Below are 21977 nucleotides of genomic sequence, written 5' to 3' on the forward strand. Positions count from 1 at the left end.
CTATCATCGGCGCATGGCACAGCTCCTCATTCGCCGGATTGATGACGCGACGATCACGCGGCTGGAAACCTTGGTGCGTGAGCGCAAGACCTCGGTCGAGGCCGTCGCGCGGGCGGCGATCCATCAGGCGACACAGCTGACCGTTGCAGAAAAGCTCGAGATCGTTCGCGAGATGCAGGACTGGAGCCGGCGCGCGCGAATTCCGGGTGTTCCGCAGACTTCGGGGATCGACTTGATACGCGAAGATAGGGGCGCGTGATTATTGGCGGCTGCCGCTGCGGAGAAACACGCTTCACGCTTGCTGTCGACGCGATGCCGCCCGTCTATTGTTGCCATTGTCTCGACTGCCAGAGCTGGTCGGGCAGTGCGTTCAGCGAGCAGGCTTTCATCCGTGCGGACGCCATCACGGTTACTGGGCCGCTTGTCGACTATCGCTTCACAAGCCCAAGTGGATCGGAATCGCTCCAGCGGCTGTGTGGCGTGTGCCATGCCAGGATCTACAACACCAACAGCGCTCGACCCGGGATCGCCGTCGTGCGGGCAGGTACACTCGACGCGAGCGATACGCTGACCCCGCGCACGCATATCTGGGTGAAGCGCAAGCAGCCGTGGGTGTCGATCGCCGACGATGTGCCAACGTTTGCCGAAAACGCTCCTACTGCCGAGTTCATCGCCATCATGATGCGAGCAAGCGCATGACCGAAACCGTCACCGGTGGCTGCCAATGCGGGCGCATCCGCTACAGCGTCGAGATCGAGAACAATGACGCCTATCTCTGCCACTGCCGGATGTGCCAGCGCGCGACCGGTGGCGTGTCGATCGCGTTCAAGAGCGTCAAGATCGCCAACGTGACATGGGAGCGCGAACCCGATCGCTTCCAGAGCTCTCCCATTGCCTAGCGTGGTTTCTGCAGCGCCTGCGGCACGCCGCTGACCTTCGAATTCCTCGAGCCCGGCGCAAACATGGATCTCACCATCGGCAGCTTCGGCGAGCCCCGGCGCTTCGTCCCCAAGCATCATTTCTCGCCAGAGACTTGGCACGCGGCATGGCTGGACACTAAGGATCTCCCGACAACGCGGGTCGCGGACAATCCGTCGACCGCAGATCGATGGATCAAGGCATTTGGCAAACTCCCCGATTGAACCACGATTTTTCGAAAGCATCGATGGCGCGCGGCTGGCGTGGCGCGAACTCGGAGAGGGGCGCCCGGTCGTCCTGATTCACGGCTATTTCTCCGACGCGACGACCAACTGGCTGAAATACGGCCACGCCGAAGAGATCGCCGCTGCGGGTTTCCGCGTGATCATGCCCGACCTGCGCGGGCACGGAGCGAGCGCGAAGCCGCATGACGCGGCCTCCTATCCGCCCGATGTGTTGATGGAGGACGGAAAAGCGCTGGTCGCGCATCTCGGGCTTAGCGATTACGATCTCGCGGGCTATTCGCTCGGCGGGCGGACGGTGATGCGGATGCTCGTCAACGGCGCGACGCCGCGGCGGGTAGCGGTTTCGGGGATGGGGCTCGACGGGATCGTCCACACGCAGGGGCGCGGCGCGTATTTCCATAACGTCCTGACCAACCTCGGCAGTTTCAAGCAAGGCACGAGCGAATGGCTGACCGAGGCGTTCCTCAAGACCACCAAGGGCGATCCGCTGGCGTTGCTGCGCGTGCTCGACACGTTCGTCGATACGCCGGCCGAGGCGCTGTCAACGATCCGGCCGCCGGTGCTGGTCGTCAACGGGGTGGACGATCACGACAATGGCTCGGGCGAGGCGCTTGCCGCCGCGCTGCCCGACGGGCGCTATGCGAGCATCCCGGGAAATCACATGAGCGCGGTGATGAAGCCCGAGCTTGGTAGCACGATCGCTGACTTTCTCGCGGCTTGACCATCCATTCCGGGCGGCACAGGTTGCCGCCTTCACCATATTCCCGGGGGAGTCGCATCTTGCGCACCAGCATCTCTACACTTGCCTTTGCTCTGGCTTTCGCCGCGACGCCCGCTTTTGCGCAGCAGGCGGCGCCCGTTGCCGCCCAAGCCGCCACCCCCGCAGCCGCCGATGCCTTCGTCGCACGCGCGGAGAAGGCGATCGAAGAATTTTCCACGCCGGCCGCGCAAGTTGCGTGGATCAACGCGACGTACATTACCGACGATACCGATGCCATTGCGGCGAAATACGGGGCCGAAGGCACCGAAATGTCGGTCAAATATGCGCTCGAAGCGGCGAAATACGCGCGGATTCCAGGGCTTTCGTTCGACACCAAGCGCAAGATCGACTTGCTCCGCAGCGGATTGACGTTGCCTGCGCCGACCACGCCGGGCGCTGCGACCGAGCTGTCGACGATCGTGACCCGCATGTCCTCGGGCTACGGCAAGGGCAGGGGGACGCTCGACGGCAAGCCCTTGAACGGAAGCGATATCGAGGCCGCGATGGGCACGGTGCGCGACCCCGCCAAGTCGCAGGAAATGTGGGTCAGCTGGCACGACAACGTCGGCGCGCCGATGCGGAAGGATTATGCGCGGCAGGTCGTGATCGCGAACCAGGGCGCGAAGGCGCTAGGGTATTCAGATGTCGGCGCTTTGTGGCGGTCGGGGTATGACATGGAGCCCGACCAGTTCGCCGCGCTGACCGACAAATTGTGGAAGCAGGTTGAGCCGCTGTATGTCGCGCTCCACACCTATGTGCGTTGGAAACTCAACGAAAAATATGGGGATGGGGTCCAGGCCAAGACCGGGCCGATCCGAGCCGATCTGCTCGGCAACATGTGGGCGCAGGAATGGGGTAATATCTATGACGTGGTCGCTCCGGCGGGGGCGGGTGACGTCGGCTATGACACGGGCGATCTGCTCAAGGCGAAGGGCTATGATCCGGTCAAGATGTTCAAAACAGGCGAGGGTTTCTATTCCTCCCTCGGGTTCAAGCCGCTGCCGGATACGTTCTGGGCGCGCTCGCAGATCGTCAAACCGGCCGACCGTGAGGTGATTTGCCATGCCTCGGCGTGGGACGTCGACAGCATGGACGACCTGCGGATCAAGATGTGCACCAAGGTAAATGGCGACGATTTCGTCACGATTCACCACGAAATGGGCCACAATTACTACCAGCGCGCCTACAATTTGCAGCCGTTTCTGTACAAAAATGGCGCGAATGACGGCTTCCATGAAGCGATCGGCGATTTCGTCGCGCTCTCGATCACGCCTGACTATTTGGTGCGGATCGGGCTGTTGGACAAGGCCCGGGTGCCGAGCGCGGACAAGGATATCGGGCTGCTGCTCAAGCAGGCGATGGACAAGGTCGCGTTCCTGCCGTTCGGGCTGCTGATCGACAAGTACCGCTGGGGCGTGTTCTCGGGGGCGATCCCTACGACCCAGTATGAGAAGGGGTGGAACGACCTGCGCCTCAAATATCAGGGCGTCGTTCCCCCGGTCGCGCGCGACGAGACGCGGTTCGATGCGGGGGCGAAGTATCACGTGCCCGCGAGCGTGCCGTATACGCGCTACTTCCTTGCGCGGTTGTTGCAGTTCCAATTCTATCAGGCGGCGTGCAAGCAGTCGGGGTGGAAGGGGCCGCTGCATCGCTGCTCGTTCTATGACAATAAGGCGGTTGGAGATAAGCTGAACGCTATGCTGGCGATGGGGCAGTCGAAGCCGTGGCCGGATGCGTTGGAGAAATTTACCAGAAGCCGGGAGATGTCGGGGCAGGCGATGGTGGCGTATTTTGCGCCGTTAAAGGCTTGGTTGGATAAGCAGAATAAGGGGAAGCCTAGCGGTTGGTGAGGGTTTCTAGCCCCTCCCCTTCAGGGGAGGGGTTGGGGGTGGGGCGGTGCCTCGCAGAGAGCAACGTTCTGCTGGACTTCCCCACCCCAACCCCTCCCCTGAAGGGGAGGGGCTTTTTTTGGAGAACTTCTACCGCCCCTTGAACAGGCCGCCTAGCACGCCGCGGACCAGGCTGCCGACGATCCCGGCTCCGGCTCCGCGCGACGATCCGAAGACTGCCTTGGAGACCTCGTTGGCGACCTGGCGCCCTACCGCTGACGATGCCGAGCGCGCCGCCGAGGTCGCCACACGGTTCCACGGCGAGTTGGCCGCGGCGCGGTCCGCGGCGGCCTGCTGCTTGGCCAAGCGATCGGCTTCGCGCTGCTCGGCGATGCGCTGCTTTTCTGCAATCCGCGCGGCGACCGCATCGGCTTTGGCTTGCGCGGCGGCGGCTTTGTCCGCGTCCGACTTGGCGGCGGCTTCGGCAGCGGCGGCGGAGGCCTCCTGCGCCTTGCCCGACAGGATCTCCTCAGCCGAGACGCGATCGATTAGGACATCGTATTTCTCGCCGACCGGATCGGTCTGGATCAGCACGCCGCGCTCGACCGGCGTGACCGGGCCGACGCGCGAGCCCGGCGGGGCGATCAGCGTGCGTTCGACCGGGGACGGCGATCCGTCGGGGAGCAGCATCGACACCAGCGCCTCGCCAACCTTGAGTTCGGTGATCGCGGTCGCGACGTCTACGCCGGGATTGGCGCGGAAGGTGGTCGCGGCCGCGCGCACCGCCGCCTGGTCGCGCGGGGTGAAGGCGCGGAGCGCGTGTTGCACGCGGTTGCCGAGCTGGCCTGCGACGGTGTCGGGAATGTCGATCGGGTTCTGCGTGATGAAATAGATGCCCACGCCCTTCGATCGGATCAAGCGCACGACCTGCTCGATCTTTTCGAGCAACGCCTTGGGGGCGGCATCGAACAAGAGGTGCGCTTCGTCGAAGAAGAAGCAGAGCACGGGCTTGTCGGGATCGCCGACTTCGGGGAGGTTTTCGAACAGCTCGCTCATCAGCCACAGCAGGAAGGTGGCGTAGAGCTTGGGGCTCGCCATCAGCTTGTCGGCAGCCAGCACGTTGACGATACCGCGCCCGCGATCGTCGACCCCGAGGAAATCGTCGAGATCGAGCGCGGGTTCGCCGAAGAAATGCTCGCCGCCCTGGCTGCGCAACTGGAGCAGCGCGCGCTGGATCGTCCCGACCGACTGTTTCGAGACATTGCCGTAGGTGGTCGAGAGTTCGGAAGCACGGCCCGCGCAATCGACCAGCATCGCCTGCAGATCGTCGAGGTCGAGCAGCAGCAGCCCTTCCTTGTCGGCAACGTGGAAGGCGATCGTCAGTACGCCCTCCTGGACTTCGTTGAGGTCCATCAACCGCGCGAGCAACAGCGGGCCCATTTCACTGACGGTGGTGCGGATCGGGTGGCCCTGTTCGCCGTACAGGTCCCAGAATTGCACGGGCGTATCGGCGTAGGCCCAAGCGGTGTCGCCGATCTCGGCGGCGCGAGCGGAGAAGGGGGCGTGCGTCTTGGCGGTCGGGGATCCGGCCATCGCGAGGCCGGACAGGTCACCCTTCACGTCGGCGACGAAACAGGGGACGCCCGCCTTCGACAGTCCTTCGATCAGGCCCTGGACGGTGACGGTCTTGCCGGTGCCGGTCGCGCCCGCGATCAGGCCGTGGCGGTTGGCGCGTTTGAGATCGAGCTGTTGCGGCTTCGCACCGCCGGGACCCGCCCCGATGAAGATGCTGGCGGGAGCGGCGGCGGTGGTGGTTTCGGTCATGGATCTTCCCGCAAAGGCTGCGGCGCAATCGGTCCGATATGACCGCTTCCGTTCGCCCTGAGCACAGTCGAAGGGCTTGCGTAGCGCGAGCGGCTTCGACTTCGCTTAGCCCGAACGGACGGGTTGGAAACTCGGGACGTCTTGCGCCAGGCCTGCGATCTTATCGCCGGGAACCCCAATCGCGGAAGCAAAAAAAGCCCCCCGCTCCGATATCGGAGCGGGGGGCGGGCAGAGCTTACTTCTTGAGCTTCACCCCGATGAAGAAGGCCGGCTGGCGTCCACGGACGACGTAGAGCGCAACGAGCGACCGGTTGGCCGCCTTGGCTGCCGCCACCGCCGCGCCGAGCGCCGCTGGCGTCGGTGTCGGCGTTCCGTTGGCGGAGATGATCACGTCGCCGCGCTTGAGACCCTTGGACGCCGCATCGCTTGCCGGATCGACCATCGCGATCACGACACCCTGCACCGACGAATCGATGCTGAAGTTGCGCGCGATCGGCGGCGTGAGCGTCTGAACGGTGACGCCCAGCGAGTTCGGCGCGGTCTTGCCGACGGTTGGCGTATCGTCGTCGTCGCTCATGTCGTCATTGTCGGCGCCGGTGGCCTTTGCCTGAAGCGCTTCCTCCGAAGGACGCGTGCCGATGACGGTGGCGATCGTCATCGGGCGACCCTGCCGGATGATGTCGATTGGGACGCGCGACCCCGGCGTGATGTTCGCGACGAGATAGCTGAGCGACTGGTCCGGATTGACCGGCTTGCCGTCGACGCGGAGCACGACGTCACCGACCTTCAAGCCAGCCTTTTCGGCGGGCTGGCCCGGCTCGATCTGGCGGAGCAATTCGCCCTGGTTCTTCTGGAGCCCGAACGAGTTCGCGAGATCGTCGTCGATCGGCTGCGGGCCGACGCCGAGGTAACCGCGCGCGATCGTCGTGCCCTTCATCAGCTTCTCGATGACCGGCTTGGCGTCGTCTGCCGGGATGGCGAAGCCGATCCCAATGTTGCCGCCCGACTGGCCCGCGAAGATCTGCGAGTTGATGCCGATGACGTTGCCCGCGAGATCGAACATTGGGCCACCCGAGTTGCCCTGGTTGATCGCGGCGTCGGTCTGGATGAAGCGGTCATAGGCGCCGCCACCGGTCACGCGGTGGAGCGACGAAACGATCCCCGCGGTCACCGTGCCGCCGAGGCCGAACGGATTGCCGATCGCGACGATCCAGTCGCCGACGCGGGCAGCGTTCGAATTGCCGAACTTGACGAACGGCAGCGCCTTCGCATCGATCTTGAGCAGCGCCAGATCCGACGTCGGATCGCGCCCGATCAGCTTGGCAACATATTCCTTGCGATCGGTCAGCGTGACGGTGATCGCATCGACCGTCGCGCCCTTGGCACCTGCGGCGACGACGTGGTTGTTCGTCACGACATAACCGTCAGGGGAAATGATGAAGCCCGAGCCGAGCGAGGTCGCCTGCCGCGTGACCGGGGCCGCACCGCCGCCGCCGCCCTGGCTCTGGTTGAACAGGCCTTCGAACGGCGTACCCGCGAACGGGTTGGGCTGCTGCGCCTGGGTGATGTGCTGCGTCGTCGAGATGTTGACGACCGCTGGCTGGAGCTTCGCGACGAGGTCGGCGAAGCTCATCGGCGCGCCGGCCTTGGGGGCGGTGGCGGCCATGGCGGCGGGTTCGTTTTGCGCAGTCTGCGCGCCGCTGATCGTCGGAAGCGCGACCGCGGTCGCGGTGCCGCCCAAAAGCAGGGCTGCGGTAATGGCGTAGGCGTAACGCACTAGGGTCTTTCCTCTCGTGTACCGTGAACGGCAACTTGAATAGTCATACGACGCGTTGCTGAACGACGTTTGAACATGAACCGCTGATCAGGCGATTTGGATGCACTTCGTCACTTTCGCCCCTCGAATTGGCGCAAATAGGCATTGTCGGGCGACAGGACCATCGACGTCTCGCCCTTGGCTTCCGCACCGAAGGTCGTCCGGTACGACTGCATCGCGCGGTAGAAGTCGTAGAATTCGGGGTCTTTGTTGAACGCCTCGGCGTAGATCTGCGCGGCCTTCGCATCGGCCTCGGCGCTGATGATCTGCGCGTCCTGCTGGCCCTTGGCCTGGATCGTCAGGCGTTCCTGCTGGCGCGCGGTCTTCATCCGATCGAACGCGCTTTGCAGCGGGGTGCCCTGCGGCAGGTCGGTCCGCTTGATCCGGACGTCGATGATCTGCACGCCGTATTGGCTGGCGAGCTTCTGCAGACCGGCGCGGATGTTGTCCATCACCTGGCCGCGCTCGGGGCTGAGCAGGGCTGCCGAGGGGCGACGCCCGAGTTCGTTGCGCAGCGCCGAGCTGAGCAGCGGCTGAAGCTGATCGATCACGCGCTGTTCGGTGACCGAGGTGCTGCCGGTCGACGTCACCGCCTGGAGCGGGTTGACGATGCGGAAGCGGGCGTAGGCGTCGACTTCGAGGCGGAGCTGGTCGGTCGACAGGACCGGCTGCTTGTCGAGCTCGACGTCGAGGACGCGCTTGTCGACCCAGATCAGCCGGTCGACGAACGGGATCCGTGCGGCGAGACCGGCGCCGGTGTTGCCGAAAACTTCGTTGGGCTTCCACCGGTTGATCGTTCGGTACGGCTGTTCGAAGCGCAGGATCACCGCCTGGCTGGTCTCGGGCACGATCGTCAGCGAACTGGCGAGCACGATCAGCGCGGCCATCGCTGCCGCGCCGAGCGCGATGGGGTTACGGGCGAGATTCACTGTGCTGCTCCGGCGGCGGGCGTTTCGGGGGCGAGGGCGGCAGGGGCGACCGGATCGGGCAGGCGCTTGTTACGCCCAAGCGGGAGATACGGAACGACACCCGGCGCTTCGACGATCGTCTTGTCGCTGCGCGCCAGCACCTGCTCCATGGTCTCGTAATAGAGACGACGGCGAGTCACTTCGGGGGCGAGGCGATATTGTGCGTAGAGCACGTCAAACGAGGTCGCATCGGCCTGCGCGCGTGCGAGCGTCTGTTGGGCGTAGCCACGGGCGCGGTTGATGTTGCCCTGGGCTTCCTGCTGCGCAGCGGAGACGGCCTTGAAGTCGTCGATGACCTGCGCGGGCGGGGCGGCGTTCTTGATCGCGACGCCCTGGATGCGGATGCCCGAATTGTAGCGGTCGAGGATCGACTGCATCAACTGCTGCGCGCGGACTTCCATCGCGGCGCGGCCGCCACCGAGCGCCTGATCGAGCGACACGGTCGCGACGATCGCGCGCATCGCGCTTTCGGCGGTCGCGCGGAGCGTCGACTTCTGGTCCTTGATCTGGAACGCGAAGTCCTGCGGGTTGCTGATGATCCAGCGCACCGAATAATCGAGATCGACGACGTTCTGGTCGCGCGTCAGCATCAGGTTCGCGCCCGAGCCTTCTTCCGGGAAGGTGTCGGTGCTGATCTGGCTGACGTCGACCTTGGCGACCGACGACAGCGGCGCGGGGAGCGTCAGGCGGATGCCCGGCTCTAGCGTGCCGGCATAGCGGCCGAGGAAGGTCACGACGCCACGCTGTTGCGGCCCGATCGAATGGATTGCGGTGAAGGCGAGCCACAGCACCAGGATGATGCCGACGCCGATGCCCCACAATTGCGCGGGCGAGGGCGTGCCGGGGATTCGCGGACGGCCACCGAAGCCGCCGTTGCCGCCCCCGCCGCCACCGGACGTGCGGGCGCGCTTGAGGAATTCGTCGAGCGCGCTCGGTCCGGGCTGCTTACCGCGCGGCGTGCCGCTCGGCGGTTGCGCCCATGGGTTGCGCGGGCCACCGCCGTTGCCGGGCGTGCTCCCTTTGCCGTCGTCGTCGGAACCGCCTGGGCCGCCCCAGGGGCCCTTGTTGTCGGCGGTAAGGATGGAGAGGCGGCGGAACCAGCCCGATAGGATCGTCATGATGCCTTTATAGGGGGCAAGACTTACGAAAAACAGTGGCAAGCGCACGGTGGACGCCTATCTGCACGCGGATGACCGATCCAGTTTCGCTAGATGCCATGCTCGCCCCCTTTGCGGGCAACCGCGCCACCGGCCGTATCGAGGGGGATCGCGCGAGTATCGTGATCGACGTGAGCGGGCTGGATGAGGGTGAACGCGATTCGCTCGAGGCGTCGGTGCGCGCGGCGGCGAGCGATTTGCCGGGGGTTGCGACGGTACGGATTGCGCTCACCAGCCAGCGGAGCACGCGGCTTTCGATCGCGGTGGCGAGCGGGAAGGGTGGCGTCGGAAAGTCCACCGTTTCGGCCAACCTGGCGATCGGTCTGGCGGCGCGCGGGCGCCGCGTCGGGCTGGTCGACGCCGACATCTATGGGCCGTCGCAGCCCAAGCTGATGGGGGTCGAGGACGCCAAGCCGACCGCTCGTAATAAAGTGTTGCAGCCGGTCGATACGCCGTCGGGCGTGCCGATGCTGTCGATGGGAATGCTCGTCGCGCCCGATCAGGCGATCGCGTGGCGCGGACCGATGGCGGCGGGGGCGCTCCAGCAGATGCTCGACGCGAACTGGGGCGATGCGGATACTTTGGTGCTCGATCTGCCGCCGGGGACGGGCGACGTCCAGCTGACGATGATCCAGAAATACCGGCCGCAGGGCGCGGTGATCGTGTCCACCCCGCAGGATCTCGCGCTGATCGACGCGAAACGGGCGATCGACCTGTTCGTCAAGGCGGGCGTGCCGATCATCGGGCTGGTCGAGAATATGGCGGGTTATGTCTGCCCGTCGTGCGGCGACGTGTCCGATCCGTTCGGCAGTGGTGGTGCGGAAGCGGCGGCGGCGACGCTCGGAATCCCCTTCCTCGGGCGAATTCCGCTCGACATGCGCGTCCGGATCGCGTCCGATGCCGGTCGGCCGCCGGTGGCGGCGGACGGCAGCGAAGCGGTTGCGTTCGGGGCGATTGCGGATCGTGTTGCGGACTGGATCAAGGAGCGACGCTGATGCTGACGCAGGACGAAGAGATCACGCGGCTGTTGACCGAGACGCGGACGATCGCGTTGGTGGGTGCATCCGATCGGTCGTACCGTCCGTCGTATGGCGTGATGCGGACGTTGCAGGCGCATGGCTACCGCGTGATCCCGGTCAATCCGCAACTCGCCGGGAGCACGATCAACGGTGAGACGGTCGTGGCGGAGCTTTCCGACATTGCCGGGCCGATCGATCTGGTCGATGTGTTCCGCAATTCAGCGGCTGCGGGGGATGCCGTGGACGCGGCGATCGCTGTCGGCGCGAAGGCAGTGTGGCTCCAGTTGGGTGTCATCAATCCGGACGCGGCGGCGCGGGCCGAGGCGGCTGGGCTCGACGTCGTGATGGACCGGTGCCCCGCGATCGACCTGCCGCGGCTGGCGATTCCACGCGTCGCCTGAAATTCGCCATGATCGGGCGGCAGCGTGTGCGTCATGCTGTTGCTGATCCTCGCCGCGCAAGTCGCGACACCGCCGGTTGTCGCTCCCACTGCGCCGCCGGCCGAAGCGGCTTGGTCGATCCTGCAGCCGGTGGGCACCGAACCGTGCGTTCCGCGCGCGAAGAGCGCAGCCAAGCCGGATGACATCGTCGTTTGCGGGCGGCCATTGCCGTCGCAGAAACTCCCCTATCCCGATGAGGTCGTGCTGGATCGTCCCAAGGCGTCCAACCCGAACAGGACGGGCGCGGGTGCGCTCGCGCTTGCCGAAAGCGCGCCGTGCGCGACGCAGCAGAAAGGGTGTACGACGGGGGTCGATCTGTTCGGCGGCGCGACCCAGATGGTGCGCCTGTTGCAGAATGCGGTCTCCCCGGGGAGTTGCTGCGAGGAGCCAGGGGAATCGCGCAACATCGTGAAGCTCGGCAAGGACATCGCGCATGGGGTGGGCGGTGCGTTTCGGAAGAAGCCGGACAAGTCCGGGCGTGTGGCGATTGCGCTGGAGGAGCAGCCGCACGAATCGGTGATTTTGCCTTAAAGCCCCTCCCCTTCAGGGGAGGGGTTGGGGTGGGGGAGTCCAGCAGAACATAGCTCTCTGCGAGGCACCGCCCCACCCCCAACCCCTCCCCTGAAGGGGAGGGGCTTGAGAAGAAATCGCTCACCCCAGGATATGCATCCACAGCGGCTGCCCGACCAGGCTCTGCGAACCTCGCAGCCGCTCGAGCGCCTGCGCAACCGCGCGTTCCGGTCCTTCGTGCGTGACGATCGCGACCAGCACCGATCCGTCCGTCATCGCCCCGCGCTGCATCAGGCTCTCGATCGAAACGCCGGCATCGCGCATTGCCGCGGCAATCTCAGCGAGCACGCCGACGCGGTCCGCGACGGTGAAGCGCACATAGGCGCGGCCGCGCCGGTCGCCGGTGTCGGCGGGGGCTTGCTGGGTCAAGGCATCCGCGGGCATCGCAAAGGCGGGGCCGAATTCGCCGCGCGCGATGTCGATCAGATCCGCGACGACCGCGCTCGCGGTCGGCCCGTCGCCCGCGCCCGGACCCTGGAACAACAGCCGCCCGACGAAATTGCCTTCCGCGACGACCGCGTTGGTCGCGCCAGTGACATGCGCGAGCGGGTGATCCACCGGCACGAGGTGCGGATGGACGCGCTGGAACAGCCCCGCGTCATCGGCTTCGGCGACGCCGAGCAGTCGCACGCGATAGCCGAGCGCCGCGGCTTCCGCGATGTCGGCGGCGAGGACGTGGCGGATGCCGCTGGCGGCGACGTCCGCGAACGCCGGCTGCGTCCCGAACGCAAGGCTCGCGAGCAGCGACAATTTGTGCGCGGCATCAACCCCATCGATGTCGAAGCTGGGGTCCGCTTCCGCGAAACCGAGTGCTTGCGCCTCGGCGAGCACGTCGGCGAAGTCGCGGCCTTCCGCTTCCATTTTCGACAGGATGAAATTGCAGGTTCCGTTGAGAATGCCGTACACCCGCTCGATCGCGTTCGCGGCGGCGCCTTCGCGCAGCCCCTTGACCACGGGAACGCCCCCGGCAACCGCAGCCTCGAACTTGAGCGCGACTCCCGCCGCTTCGGCTAGCCCGGCCAGTTCCAGCCCGTGATGCGCGAGCATCGCCTTGTTCGCGGTGACGAAGCTCTTGCCCGCGCCGAGCGCGGTGCGCGCCAGCGTCAGGGCAGGGCCGTCCGACCCGCCGACCAGCTCGACCACGACATCCGCGCCCGATTGCGCCAGCGCGGTCGTATCGTCGACCCAGCGGAAGCGCCCGATATCGACGCCGCGATCCTTGAACCGGTCCCGCGCCGAGACCGCGACGATCTCGATCGGGCGACCCGCGCGGCGCGCGATCAGCGCACCGTTGGTGTCGAGCAAGCGGATCACACCCGCGCCGACGGTGCCTAGCCCGGCAAGCGCGATGCGAAGAGGTTCGGTCATAGTCAGTACACCCCCGTCGCCCCGGACCGGCTCCGGGGATCGTACGGGAGGCGCTAGCGGAGGATTAGACCTCGAAACAACCCCGGTACGACAGATTATTTCGCGATAAGGCCGATTTCGACGAGCCGTTCGTGGAGATAATCGTGCGCGGTGATCGGGGTCGGATAGCGGTCCGGGTTCTCCGCGGTGATCGTGGCGGGGAGCGTCTCGATCAAGAAGTCGGGGGCGGGATGCAGGAAGAACGGCATCGAATAGCGCGAATGGCCGCGCCGTTCGGGCGGCGGGTTGACGACGCGGTGCGTGGTCGAAGGCAGGACGTGGTTGGTCAGCCGCTGGAGCATGTCGCCGACATTGACGACCATCGCGCCTTCGGGCGGCTTGATCGCCAGCCAGTTGCCGTCCTTGTCGAGCAGTTCGAGCCCGGCTTCCTCGGCACCGAGCAGCAGCGTGATGAGGTTGATGTCCTCATGCGCCCCCGCACGGACGCCGGGCGCATCCGCGGGGATCGGCGGGTAGTGCAGCAAGCGCAAGACCGAATTCCCGTCCTTGACGGCGGGATCGAACCAGTCGGGCGCAAGGCCGAGGTGCCGCGCGATCGCCGACAGCAGGCGGTCGCCTGCCGTGTCGAACGCGGCGAACAGTTCGATGAAGGTCTCGCGGAAGCCTTCGGGCTGGTCCGGCCAGATGTTGGGGGTCATTTGCGCTTCGAAGCGATGGCCCTTGGCGAGCTCGCGGCCGACGTGCCAGAATTCCTTGAGGTCGACGTGGGTCGCGCCCTTGGCGATCTCGGTCTTGAACGGGGTATACCCCCGCGCGCCGCCGCCGCCCTGGACAAGGTAGCGCCGCTTGGTTTCCTCGGGCAGCGCGAAGAATGCTTCGGTCATCGCCCAGGCGCGGGCGATCAGATCGGCGGGGACGCCGTGATCCGACACGACCGCGAACCCGAATCGCTCGAACGATGTGCCGAGCGCGGCGGCAAAGGCGGCGGGGTCCTTCGCCTCATCGGCAAGCGAAAGCGCGGGAACCTGCGCGGCGGGGGAATCAGACATGGGCAAACGTCCATCACTCGGGGGAGGACACGCCTTATCGCCAAAACGTGCGGCGGGACAATTGGCCAGCGGGGGGTTGGATCGTCCGGAACCGGATTTCCGGGGTGACCTTCGCGACTGGCTGGGGCATGGCGCGCGGTATGTCCGATCGTGTTGTTCCGCTCGAACGGGTCGATGGCCCGCCCATCCGGCTTGCGGAGTTCGTGCCGCTGGTGGCCGCGCTGATGGCGCTTGGCGCGCTCGGGATCGATTCGATGCTCCCTGCGCTGCCCGACATCGCGCGGCGGCTGCATGTCGACGCGATCCTCGACGGGCCGTTGATCCTGACCGTGTTCGTGGTCGGGCTGGGTGTCGGGCAGTTGATCCATGGCCCGTTGACCGATCGGTTCGGGCGTCGTCCGGTCCTGATCGGCGGGCTGATCTGTTACGCGGTCGGCAATCTGCTGGCGGGTGTGGCGAGCAGCTTTGCGTTATTGCTGGTGGTGCGGTTCATCACCGGGCTTGCGATCGCCTCGAGCCGCGTCGTGACGATCGCGCTGATTCGCGACTGTTTCTCCGGCCGCGCGATGGCGCAGGTGACGAGCCTCGCGTTCATGGTGTTCATGGCGGTGCCGATCATCGCGCCGAGCTTCGGGCAGGCAGTGTTGCTGGTCGGATCGTGGCGGCTGATTTTCGAAGTGATCGCCGCGGCGGCGCTTGCGTGCCTGATCTGGTTTGCGATCCGGATGCCCGAGACGTTGCCGCGCGACCGGCAGATTTCCTTGTCGTTCCTGACGCTGGCGCGCGGATGGCGGCAGACGCTGTCCGACCGCTATTCGCTCGGCTACATGATCGCGACGATGATCGCGCAGGGGGCGATCTTCGGGTATCTCGGGTCGATCCAGCCGATCATGGAGCATGTCTTCCACCGCCCGGCGTTGCTCGGCGCGGTGTTCGCCGCATCGGCGGGAACGATGGCGGTGGCGAACCTGCTCAACTCGCGGATCGTGATGCGGATCGGCATGCGGCGCATTTCGCAGACTGCGCTGGTGGTGATGATCCTGTCGTCGGGGGCGGGGCTGTTCATTGGACAATGGGGGGACGAGCCGCTGCTCGTCTTCGTGTTGCTGCAGGCGATCACCATGGCGTGCTTTGGTCTTGCGACCTCGAACATGTCCGCGATGGCGATGGAAAACATGGGCGCGATCGCGGGGACCGCGTCGAGCGTGCAGGGATTTTTCAGCATCACGGTGGGTGGGCTGATCGGCTGGGCGATCGGGCGGAGCTTCGACGGGACGACCGCGCCACTGCACCTGGGGTTCCTGGTGGCGGGCATCGCCGGGCTGGCGATTGCGGCCATCGTCGAGCGTGGAAAACTGTTTCGCCCGACCTGATCGTTTCGGGTCCGGATGCGGAACCGATCCATTCCTGCTAGGTTCGCACGGTAACCGCACCCCGCATCGGGCCGGGGCGGACCGGAGAAACGACATGAGCATCGGTGGCCATCAGGTACCCGGCGAAGGCCCGGGCGACGACGGATATGACGAGGAAGGCTATGACGAGAGCCAGCGCGCCGAGATTCTGGAAGTCACGCGCGACGGCCCGACCGACGGCACGATCCTGACCGATCTCAACCCCGATATCGCCTCCGAAACGGACGACGATGACGAGGACGAAGACGACCTCGACATGACGGATTCCGAAATCGGCGAGGAAGACGATGAGGCCGACGAGGATGAAGACGATCTGGACGAGGACGATCTGCAGGAAGACCTCGACGATGGTTCGGTGGATTCCGACACGCTGACCGATCGGGACGACGCCGCGCTTCGTCCGTGATTTCGCTTCGGCGGGCTGGTTGGCCCGGTCCGCCGAATACCTTTAATCCCGTCATGGTGTCGTCGGGATGCTGCCTATAGGCGCGCCGTAAAGCGGAACGGCGACCGGAAGCGGTCGTTACCCCGCACTGGCCCGTCCTAGTCTCCAAAGCGCGAGTAATCTCATGGTTTCCAAGCTGATCCTCCCCGTTTCGCTGATTCTGCTCGCGGGGTGCGCGCAAAGCGAACCGGTCGACAACATGACGGTCGACATCAACGCGGCGGCAGTGGAGGCACAGAGCACGGTGGACGCCTATGGCGAGAACGCTGCCAGTCTGGACGCACAGGACGCCCGCGCAATGGGCTCGACCAACGATGATGACGATGCGATCGACGATGCCGCTTCGACAAACGCCGTCGGCAACGAAGACGCGCCGCTCGACCCGCCAGCGCCGGGGACGCCGGGTGGCTTGCCGGATGACCGTACGCCGGTGTCCGAGGCGCGGTTCACGCAGGATAGCGCGCAAGGCGCCGCCAATGTCGTCCAGACTTATTACGCGTTCTTAGGGTCGCGGCGTTTTCCGGAGGCGCGGGCGTTGGTGCAGTCGGGGTCGAAGATCGCCGAGCGGGACGTGGCTGCGTTCGCGGCGACGTTCGATCGGTATAGCGAATATCACGCGAATGTAGGTGCGCCCGGGCGGATCGATGCCGGCGCGGGACAGCGCTATGTGACCGTTCCCGTTCAGGTCTATGCCAGGCTCAAGGCCGACCGCGCGCCGGTCTATTCGATCGGTACGGTCACGCTGCACCGCGCCGGGGACATCGACGGGGCGACAGCAGAGCAGCGTAAGTGGAAGATCAGCGACATCGCGCTCAAACCAGCGCCCGCTCGGTGACCGGATTGGCTAGAGCGCGTTCACGATGGCATTGAGGTTGGCAACGTCTTCCGGCGTGACAGGAGTGCCATCGCTAGCGGTGGGAACGCTGGCCTTTGCCGCCTTTTCGGGGGCGAAGCCAACGGTGTCGACCGCAGTGTAGATCACGCAAGCGGCCCAGAACAACGCCGACCAGCGGCTCACGAAGAGTTTGCTGTAGGGCACCACTGCATCGTCGCCTTACTCGATTAACATCCAGCGTATCGACATGCTTAATGGTCGGATGAATGCTCGTCTGTGTCGCCCATCTCGTCGATCTCTGCCACGGCCTTTGCAATATGTTCTGCCGACCGTTTCGCCGCGCTTGGGGTGAACGATTCGGCCATGCCCTCGGGGCCGTCCATCAGGATCTCGCCGTTTTCGGCAACGGCTTCGATCGGTTTGTCGTGCGGATTTTTCGGCAATGTCGCGGCTCCCTATAGACAAAACGCGAGCTTGCCGTCCATGTTCCCCAAGAGGGACCGACCGCCAGCATGTATATCGACAAGTTTTTGAAAACGCATCGCACGCCCATGCTGGATGCGGAGGACGTCGCGGCGATCGACGCCAGCGCATCCCGGACGACGACGTTCAACGCTCGCCAGATCTTCATTCGTCAACATACGCCGTTGTCACAATGCACCTTGTTGCTCGATGGATTCGTCGAGCGGTTCAAGGATACGCCAGAGGGTCGTCGCCAGATCCTCGCTATTCATGTTCCGGGCGATTTCGTGGACTTACACAGTTATCCGCTCAAACGACTGGAACATTCGGTCGCGGCGCTGACGGACATCAAGGTCGTGCTGTTCCCGCACGCCGCGGTCCGCGAGCTAACCGCGAGATCCGCGACGATTACGGAATTGCTGTGGAAATCGACGATGATCGATGCCGCGATCAACCGCGAATGGATCGTATCGATCGGGGCGCGGGGTGCAGCCGTGCGGCTCGCGCATCTGTTCTGCGAAATGTTCGTCCGGCTGGAACGTGCAGGAATGGCGTCCGGCAACCAGTTCGACTTGCCGTTGACGCAGGTCGATCTCGCCGACGCCACGGGTTTGACCGCGGTCCATACGAACCGCATGCTGCGCCAATTGCGCGAGGACGGTCTGGTCGCGTTTCGACAGGGAGTGGTCGAAATCTTCGATTGGCCGCGTTTGCGCGCCTTCGCCGAGTTCGACCCCACCTATCTCTTCGTCGATTGACGCGCGGAACCGTCAGCGCGGCAAATAATGGACTTGCGCTGCATCGGTCGCATTGATTGCGAGGATCGAGCGCGCTTCGCTGATCGGTAGCGGGCGCCCCTCGCGATCGACCGAGGCGCCGATCACGCGGTCGAGCAGTTCCTGCCCTTCCTTCCACCAGCCGATCCCGCTTGCGGCGTTCAAATGGCCTTGCTCGCCCGCATCGACGAAATGACTGCCCCAGCCGACCGCAAGGCTGTGGGCGCGATCGATATCGATCCACGGATCGTCGCGGCTGGCCACGACGATCGACGGGAAGGGGAGCGGTGCCGTCGGGGTCGGCCCGAACGTCGCGAGTTCGGCGCGCGCATCGGCGCGGTCGACGTCGGCGGGCGCGACAAGCAAGGCCCCCGCAACCGGCCAGCCATAGGGTTGGCGAGTCATCTCCGCCCACCACGCGACCGCGAGGCAGCCTAGGCTGTGCGCCGCGAGGACGACCGGAGCCTTGGCCTGCCGGATGGCCTGATCGAGCTTGGTGACCCAAGCGTTGCGGTGGGGCGTGTTCCACATGCCGAGTTCGACACGAACGGTATCGGGTCGCGCGGACTCCCACAGCGTCTGCCAGTGTGACGGACCGGAGCCACCGAGGCCGGGGACCGTCAAGATGGTCGGTTGCACGGGGTCGTAACTTGAAAAGCTGCCCATCGATGCTCTCCCACTAAAGGTAGGAAGACGTGACCAGACCATGCTCTAGGGGGACACCGCCTGGCCACGCTTCCCGGTTCAGAAGGTATTCCTACTGGTTTGGTAGGCAATAGCGCTGCGCCAAGCCGTTGACGGATTGCGCCGGACCGAAAGCGCGCCTTTGCTCGCCATCGCGCGAGGCCTGACTCCTGCACCGCTTGGGGTCTGGGACGAAGCTTGATAGGGGGACGGATGCGCTCCATTTCTCTCTATTGTTCTGCCGATGCCCAAGATCAGGGCTGACCAGCTTCTCGTCGATCGCGGCCTCGTCGAGAGCCGCACGCGGGCGCAGGCGTTGATCATGGCCGGGCTCGTCTTCGCGGGCGACCGGAAGATCGACAAGCCGGGGCAAGCGATTGCGGACGATGTGGTGCTCGACGTGCGCGGGCGGGATCATCCGTGGGTCTCGCGTGGCGGGATCAAGCTGGCGCACGGTCTGGACGCGACCGGCTGGGCGGTCACGGACGCGGTCGCGATCGACGTCGGTTCCTCGACCGGTGGGTTCACCGACGTGCTGCTGCAACGCGGCGCCGCGCGCGTCTATGCGGTCGACAGCGGCACCAACCAGCTTGCGTGGAAGATCCGGCAGGACGATCGCGTGGTCGTTCACGAACAGACCAGCGCGCGGATCCTGACCGAAGTGCATATCCCCGAACCGGTCGACCTGATCGTGTGCGACGCGAGTTTCATCGGTCTGGCCAAGGTGCTCGAGGTGCCGCTTCGCTTCGCCAAGCCCGCGGCGAAACTGCTGGCGCTGATCAAGCCGCAATTCGAGGCGGGGCGCGGCGAGGTCGGCAAGGGCGGGGTGGTGCGCGACCCGGTGATCCACGCGCGAGTCTGCGCCGAGGTTTCGACCTGGGTGGAGGGGCAGGGGTGGCGGATCGTCACGCTGGTGGAAAGCCCGATCACCGGGCCCGAAGGCAATGTCGAGTTCCTGATCGGCGCAGAGCGCATCGCTCCTTCGGATCAGGCGGCAAATAATCCCACCGAGGCGCCGGGAGTTGCCGTATAGCGCGATCGTCCGGGTCGGCTCGCCGATCGCGGGATGAACGCAGCGTGGGAAGGTGAAAGCGCGAGATGGCGACGAACATGGCGGGCAGCATCGTGTCGAAACGACAATTGCGCGTGTCCCTGCTGCGCTGGATCGCGCTGACGGTTCCGGGCATGCTGTTGCTCGGGTTCGGTGCCGCGCAGCTCGCGCCGCTCGGCAAGAACAACGTCTGGTACGCCGGGCTGGTCAAGCCCGCGTTCAACCCGCCGGACTGGGTTTTCCCGGTCGCCTGGTCGCTCCTGTACGCGATCCTTGGGGTCGCGCTTGCGCTGATCCTCAACGCGCGCGGGGCGCGGTTGCGGACGCCCGCGCTGATCGTGTTCTTCGGGCAGCTCGTTCTCAACCTGTCCTGGTCGCCGCTGTTTTTCGGCCTGCATCAAGTCGTGGTCGCGCTCGTGCTGGTCGGGCTGATGTTCGGTGTGACGTTGTTGATGACGATCCTGTTTTCGCAGGTTCGCGGGGTCGCGGCGGTGCTGCTGGTGCCCTATCTTGCCTGGCTGCTGTTCGCCGCGTATCTCAATTACGAGATTCTGGCGCTGAACCCGGGGGTGGAAACCCTTGCACCCGGTTCGACGACCACCCAAATTCTTGCTACATGAGTTCGATTGGATTTTTCGCAGATGCAAGCCGACAACAAAATCTTCGATGATTTCGCAAAATTCGTCAACGGCGCGGCGGGTACGCTGGCGGGCGTTGGCCGAGAAGCCGAGGCTGGCGCGCGTGCGCGGGCACGCGAGTGGATCGGCGGGCTCGACTTCGTTTCGCGCGACGAGTTCGAAGTCGTGAAAGCGATGGCGACCGCAGCACGGGACGAAGCCGATACGCTGCGCGCACGGCTTGATGCGCTGGAAGCCAAGGCGGCAGGCGCCCCTACGGCTGCGCCGGCAAGCGGAGTCTGACCTCATCTTATCCACAGGAAATTCTCCGGGCATTCGCACCTATCGCTTGTGTCGCCGCGTCGCAGCGGCCACGCTTTTGGTCGTAGCGTGGACGGAGGGCTCGGAATGATGTTGGACGAAGCCGATTTCGACCGCGACGACGCGGCGCCGATCGATATGCTCGAGAGCTATTTTGCGGCGCACGGGTGGGATTACGAGCGGCAGGACGATGAGGTCATTGCCAAGGTCAAGGGCAGCTGGGCGCAATATGAATTGCGCGCGCTGTGGCGGGACGAGGACGGAGTCATCCAGTTCCTCGCCTTCCCGGACATCAAGGTCGCGGATGACAAGCGCGCCGCGATGTACGAGGCGATCGGGCTGATCAACGAGCAATTGTGGGTCGGCCATTTCGAATTGTGGTCGTCGAGCGGGATCTTGCTGTACCGCCATGCCGCGATGATCGATGGCGACGGCGGGACCTTGTCGCTCGGGTCTGCGGAGTTGATGGTGGAAAGCGCGATCGACGAGTGCGAGCGCTTCTATCCGGTGTTCCAGTTCATCCTGTGGGGTGGTAAGACCCCCAAGGAGGCGCTGGCCGCCGCCATGACCGAAACCCAGGGCGAAGCCTGAGCGCGTGACGGATTTGCGCGGGTGCCGGATCTGGATGGTCGGATGCGGCAATATGGGCGGCGCGATGCTGCGCCGCTGGATCGCGAGCGGTGTGGTGGCGGGTGGCGACGTCGATGTCGTCAACCGCACCGGCCGGAGCCTTCCCGATGGGGTGCGGCAGGCGCGTGATCTGCCCGACGGGCCGTTGCCCGATATCGTCATCCTCGCGATGAAGCCGCAGCAACTCGACGCCATCGCCGCGCGGTTCGCGTCGCGATTGACGGGGGCGGGGATGCTCGTTTCGATCCTTGCGGGGGTCGAGGAAGCCGCTTTGTCCGCGCGGTTCGACGTTGCGGCGATCGTGCGGGCGATGCCCAATCTTCCCGTCGCGATCGGCAAGGGCGTCGTCGCGCTCGACAGCGCCAGCGCATCTGCGACAGCAAAGACGCTGGTCAAGCAGCTGATGCAGCCGCTCGGCCTGGTCGAGTGGGTCGCGCCCGCCCAGTTCGATGCGGTGACGGCGTTGGCCGGGAGCGGGCCGGCGTTTCTCTACCGTTTCATTGAATCGCTGACGCTCGCAGGGGTCGCGCAGGGGCTCGACCGCGATCAGGCGGAACGGCTCGCGCTTGCGACCGTCGAAGGGGCGGGGCTTCTCGCCGCCGCGGCGGAGGTCGCGCCGGGGGCGCTCGCGGAGCAGGTGGCGAGCCCTGGGGGATCGACTCGTAAAGGGCTCGACGTGCTCGATGCCGATAATGCGCTAACGCTATTGCTGACCCGGACGATCGACGCGGCGACGCGGCGCAATGCGGAAATGGCCGCGACCGCCCGCACCTGACCGCGT

Annotated in this window: 25 protein-coding genes and 1 pseudogene; 17 read left to right on the forward strand and 9 right to left on the reverse strand. The window is 65.4% G+C overall.

Going from position 1 to position 21977, the window contains the following annotated elements; all coding sequences use genetic code 11:
- The first annotated feature begins 13 nt into the window (after window positions 1–13).
- From ABIC16_RS08420 to ABIC16_RS08440, 5 genes and pseudogenes are all read left to right on the forward strand, one after another.
- Window positions 14–259 (forward strand): hypothetical protein, encoded by a 246-nt coding sequence (locus ABIC16_RS08420; RefSeq protein ID WP_354290734.1) that lies wholly within the window; start codon window positions 14–16, stop codon window positions 257–259.
- The gene (locus ABIC16_RS08425) at window positions 256–699 is read left to right on the forward strand and encodes a GFA family protein (protein ID WP_502958294.1); all 444 of its coding nucleotides are present in this window, start codon (window positions 256–258) and stop codon (window positions 697–699) included. Before ABIC16_RS08420 ends, ABIC16_RS08425 begins: the two co-directional genes overlap by 4 nt.
- Window positions 696–1142, forward strand: a pseudogene (locus tag ABIC16_RS08430) (GFA family protein). Before ABIC16_RS08425 ends, ABIC16_RS08430 begins: the two are co-directional and overlap by 4 nt.
- Window positions 1123–1884 (forward strand): alpha/beta fold hydrolase, encoded by a 762-nt coding sequence (locus ABIC16_RS08435; protein ID WP_354290736.1) that lies wholly within the window; start codon window positions 1123–1125, stop codon window positions 1882–1884. Before ABIC16_RS08430 ends, ABIC16_RS08435 begins: the two are co-directional and overlap by 20 nt.
- A gap of 56 nt (window positions 1885–1940) precedes the next feature.
- Window positions 1941–3773 (forward strand): M2 family metallopeptidase, encoded by a 1833-nt coding sequence (locus ABIC16_RS08440; protein WP_502958344.1) that lies wholly within the window; start codon window positions 1941–1943, stop codon window positions 3771–3773.
- Between the two features lie 129 nt (window positions 3774–3902).
- Here the strand turns inward: ABIC16_RS08440 and ABIC16_RS08445 are convergent, their stop codons facing one another.
- The 4 genes from ABIC16_RS08445 to hflK form a co-directional block, all read right to left on the reverse strand.
- Entirely contained in the window at window positions 3903–5576 is a 1674-nt protein-coding gene (locus tag ABIC16_RS08445; protein WP_354290738.1) for a helicase HerA-like domain-containing protein, read from the reverse strand.
- A gap of 235 nt (window positions 5577–5811) precedes the next feature.
- Window positions 5812–7353, reverse strand: a complete 1542-nt coding sequence (locus ABIC16_RS08450) for a Do family serine endopeptidase (RefSeq protein ID WP_277971219.1) — start codon at window positions 7351–7353, stop codon at window positions 5812–5814.
- A 110-nt stretch (window positions 7354–7463) separates the two neighbouring features.
- Entirely contained in the window at window positions 7464–8279 is an 816-nt protein-coding gene (gene hflC / locus ABIC16_RS08455) for a protease modulator HflC (RefSeq protein WP_277971222.1), read from the reverse strand.
- 38 nt (window positions 8280–8317) lie between these two features.
- Window positions 8318–9478: a protease modulator HflK gene (gene hflK / locus ABIC16_RS08460; RefSeq protein ID WP_354290739.1), complete on the reverse strand. Its 1161-nt coding sequence runs from the start codon at window positions 9476–9478 to the stop codon at window positions 8318–8320.
- A 71-nt stretch (window positions 9479–9549) separates the two neighbouring features.
- Between hflK and ABIC16_RS08465 the strand changes: the two genes are divergently transcribed.
- From ABIC16_RS08465 to ABIC16_RS08475, 3 genes are read left to right on the forward strand one after another with little or no spacing between them, the layout of a single operon-like run.
- Window positions 9550–10512 (forward strand): Mrp/NBP35 family ATP-binding protein, encoded by a 963-nt coding sequence (locus ABIC16_RS08465; RefSeq protein WP_354290740.1) that lies wholly within the window; start codon window positions 9550–9552, stop codon window positions 10510–10512.
- Window positions 10509–10937 carry a CoA-binding protein gene (locus tag ABIC16_RS08470; RefSeq protein ID WP_277971530.1) on the forward strand — a complete coding sequence of 143 codons (429 nt, stop codon included), beginning with the start codon at window positions 10509–10511 and terminating at the stop codon, window positions 10935–10937. Before ABIC16_RS08465 ends, ABIC16_RS08470 begins: the two co-directional genes overlap by 4 nt.
- A gap of 33 nt (window positions 10938–10970) precedes the next feature.
- Window positions 10971–11507 carry a hypothetical protein gene (locus ABIC16_RS08475; RefSeq protein WP_354290741.1) on the forward strand — a complete coding sequence of 179 codons (537 nt, stop codon included), beginning with the start codon at window positions 10971–10973 and terminating at the stop codon, window positions 11505–11507.
- A 120-nt stretch (window positions 11508–11627) separates the two neighbouring features.
- On the opposite strand, the gene ABIC16_RS08480 is transcribed toward ABIC16_RS08475, so the two are convergent.
- Together ABIC16_RS08480 and ABIC16_RS08485 are read right to left on the reverse strand one after the other, a co-directional pair.
- Entirely contained in the window at window positions 11628–12914 is a 1287-nt protein-coding gene (locus tag ABIC16_RS08480) for a homoserine dehydrogenase (protein ID WP_354290742.1), read from the reverse strand.
- Between the two features lie 95 nt (window positions 12915–13009).
- On the reverse strand, window positions 13010–13963 hold the full coding sequence (locus ABIC16_RS08485; protein ID WP_277971491.1) for an isopenicillin N synthase family dioxygenase: 954 nt from the start codon (window positions 13961–13963) through the stop codon (window positions 13010–13012).
- A gap of 104 nt (window positions 13964–14067) precedes the next feature.
- Between ABIC16_RS08485 and ABIC16_RS08490 the strand changes: the two genes are divergently transcribed.
- From ABIC16_RS08490 to ABIC16_RS08500, 3 genes are all read left to right on the forward strand, one after another.
- Entirely contained in the window at window positions 14068–15336 is a 1269-nt protein-coding gene (locus tag ABIC16_RS08490; RefSeq protein ID WP_502958295.1) for a multidrug effflux MFS transporter, read from the forward strand.
- Between the two features lie 94 nt (window positions 15337–15430).
- Window positions 15431–15781 (forward strand): DNA primase, encoded by a 351-nt coding sequence (locus tag ABIC16_RS08495; protein WP_354290743.1) that lies wholly within the window; start codon window positions 15431–15433, stop codon window positions 15779–15781.
- A gap of 163 nt (window positions 15782–15944) precedes the next feature.
- On the forward strand, window positions 15945–16655 hold the full coding sequence (locus ABIC16_RS08500) for a hypothetical protein (protein WP_354290744.1): 711 nt from the start codon (window positions 15945–15947) through the stop codon (window positions 16653–16655).
- Between the two features lie 9 nt (window positions 16656–16664).
- Here ABIC16_RS08500 and ABIC16_RS08505 read toward each other — a convergent pair whose 3' ends face one another.
- The gene (locus ABIC16_RS08505; protein WP_354290745.1) at window positions 16665–16859 is read right to left on the reverse strand and encodes a hypothetical protein; all 195 of its coding nucleotides are present in this window, start codon (window positions 16857–16859) and stop codon (window positions 16665–16667) included.
- Window positions 16860–16906: 47 nt separating this feature from the next.
- Window positions 16907–17098, reverse strand: a complete 192-nt coding sequence (locus tag ABIC16_RS08510; protein ID WP_277971487.1) for a hypothetical protein — start codon at window positions 17096–17098, stop codon at window positions 16907–16909.
- An 87-nt stretch (window positions 17099–17185) separates the two neighbouring features.
- Here ABIC16_RS08510 and ABIC16_RS08515 point away from each other — a divergent pair, with 87 nt between their 5' ends.
- The gene (locus ABIC16_RS08515) at window positions 17186–17875 is read left to right on the forward strand and encodes a Crp/Fnr family transcriptional regulator (RefSeq protein ID WP_354290746.1); all 690 of its coding nucleotides are present in this window, start codon (window positions 17186–17188) and stop codon (window positions 17873–17875) included.
- A gap of 12 nt (window positions 17876–17887) precedes the next feature.
- On the opposite strand, the gene ABIC16_RS08520 is transcribed toward ABIC16_RS08515, so the two are convergent.
- Entirely contained in the window at window positions 17888–18559 is a 672-nt protein-coding gene (locus ABIC16_RS08520; RefSeq protein WP_277971485.1) for an RBBP9/YdeN family alpha/beta hydrolase, read from the reverse strand.
- A gap of 262 nt (window positions 18560–18821) precedes the next feature.
- Between ABIC16_RS08520 and ABIC16_RS08525 the strand changes: the two genes are divergently transcribed.
- The 5 genes from ABIC16_RS08525 (at window position 18822) to proC (ending at window position 21971) form a co-directional block, all read left to right on the forward strand.
- On the forward strand, window positions 18822–19610 hold the full coding sequence (locus tag ABIC16_RS08525; RefSeq protein ID WP_354290747.1) for a TlyA family RNA methyltransferase: 789 nt from the start codon (window positions 18822–18824) through the stop codon (window positions 19608–19610).
- 65 nt (window positions 19611–19675) lie between these two features.
- Window positions 19676–20248, forward strand: a complete 573-nt coding sequence (locus tag ABIC16_RS08530; RefSeq protein WP_354290748.1) for a TspO/MBR family protein — start codon at window positions 19676–19678, stop codon at window positions 20246–20248.
- A 21-nt stretch (window positions 20249–20269) separates the two neighbouring features.
- Window positions 20270–20548, forward strand: a complete 279-nt coding sequence (locus ABIC16_RS08535) for an accessory factor UbiK family protein (protein WP_354290749.1) — start codon at window positions 20270–20272, stop codon at window positions 20546–20548.
- 108 nt (window positions 20549–20656) lie between these two features.
- Window positions 20657–21157 (forward strand): type III secretion system chaperone family protein, encoded by a 501-nt coding sequence (locus tag ABIC16_RS08540; protein WP_026046515.1) that lies wholly within the window; start codon window positions 20657–20659, stop codon window positions 21155–21157.
- 34 nt (window positions 21158–21191) lie between these two features.
- Window positions 21192–21971, forward strand: a complete 780-nt coding sequence (gene proC, locus ABIC16_RS08545; RefSeq protein WP_354292284.1) for a pyrroline-5-carboxylate reductase — start codon at window positions 21192–21194, stop codon at window positions 21969–21971.
- Window positions 21972–21977: the final 6 nt, after the last annotated feature.

The organism is Sphingomonas sp. PvP055 (genome assembly GCF_040546365.1).
Taxonomy (GTDB): domain Bacteria; phylum Pseudomonadota; class Alphaproteobacteria; order Sphingomonadales; family Sphingomonadaceae; genus Sphingomonas; species Sphingomonas echinoides_A.

What these genes read in the sequence shown, in the direction of transcription:
- ABIC16_RS08475 (WP_354290741.1), top strand. Translation starts at nt 10,971, where the DNA reads ATGCTGTTGCTGATCCTCGCCGCGCAAGTCGCGACACCGCCGGTTGTC.
- ABIC16_RS08500 (WP_354290744.1), top strand. Translation starts at nt 15,945, where the DNA reads ATGGTTTCCAAGCTGATCCTCCCCGTTTCGCTGATTCTGCTCGCGGGG.
- ABIC16_RS08540 (WP_026046515.1), top strand. Translation starts at nt 20,657, where the DNA reads ATGTTGGACGAAGCCGATTTCGACCGCGACGACGCGGCGCCGATCGAT.
- proC (WP_354292284.1), top strand. Translation starts at nt 21,192, where the DNA reads ATGGTCGGATGCGGCAATATGGGCGGCGCGATGCTGCGCCGCTGGATC.
- ABIC16_RS08465 (WP_354290740.1), top strand. Translation starts at nt 9,550, where the DNA reads ATGACCGATCCAGTTTCGCTAGATGCCATGCTCGCCCCCTTTGCGGGC.
- ABIC16_RS08485 (WP_277971491.1), bottom strand. Translation starts at nt 13,963, where the DNA reads ATGTCTGATTCCCCCGCCGCGCAGGTTCCCGCGCTTTCGCTTGCCGAT.
- hflK (WP_354290739.1), bottom strand. Translation starts at nt 9,478, where the DNA reads ATGACGATCCTATCGGGCTGGTTCCGCCGCCTCTCCATCCTTACCGCC.
- ABIC16_RS08480 (WP_354290742.1), bottom strand. Translation starts at nt 12,914, where the DNA reads ATGACCGAACCTCTTCGCATCGCGCTTGCCGGGCTAGGCACCGTCGGC.
- hflC (WP_277971222.1), bottom strand. Translation starts at nt 8,279, where the DNA reads ATGGCCGCGCTGATCGTGCTCGCCAGTTCGCTGACGATCGTGCCCGAG.
- ABIC16_RS08535 (WP_354290749.1), top strand. Translation starts at nt 20,270, where the DNA reads ATGCAAGCCGACAACAAAATCTTCGATGATTTCGCAAAATTCGTCAAC.
- ABIC16_RS08445 (WP_354290738.1), bottom strand. Translation starts at nt 5,576, where the DNA reads ATGACCGAAACCACCACCGCCGCCGCTCCCGCCAGCATCTTCATCGGG.
- ABIC16_RS08495 (WP_354290743.1), top strand. Translation starts at nt 15,431, where the DNA reads ATGAGCATCGGTGGCCATCAGGTACCCGGCGAAGGCCCGGGCGACGAC.
- ABIC16_RS08525 (WP_354290747.1), top strand. Translation starts at nt 18,822, where the DNA reads ATGCCCAAGATCAGGGCTGACCAGCTTCTCGTCGATCGCGGCCTCGTC.
- ABIC16_RS08420 (WP_354290734.1), top strand. Translation starts at nt 14, where the DNA reads ATGGCACAGCTCCTCATTCGCCGGATTGATGACGCGACGATCACGCGG.
- ABIC16_RS08520 (WP_277971485.1), bottom strand. Translation starts at nt 18,559, where the DNA reads ATGGGCAGCTTTTCAAGTTACGACCCCGTGCAACCGACCATCTTGACG.
- ABIC16_RS08530 (WP_354290748.1), top strand. Translation starts at nt 19,676, where the DNA reads ATGGCGACGAACATGGCGGGCAGCATCGTGTCGAAACGACAATTGCGC.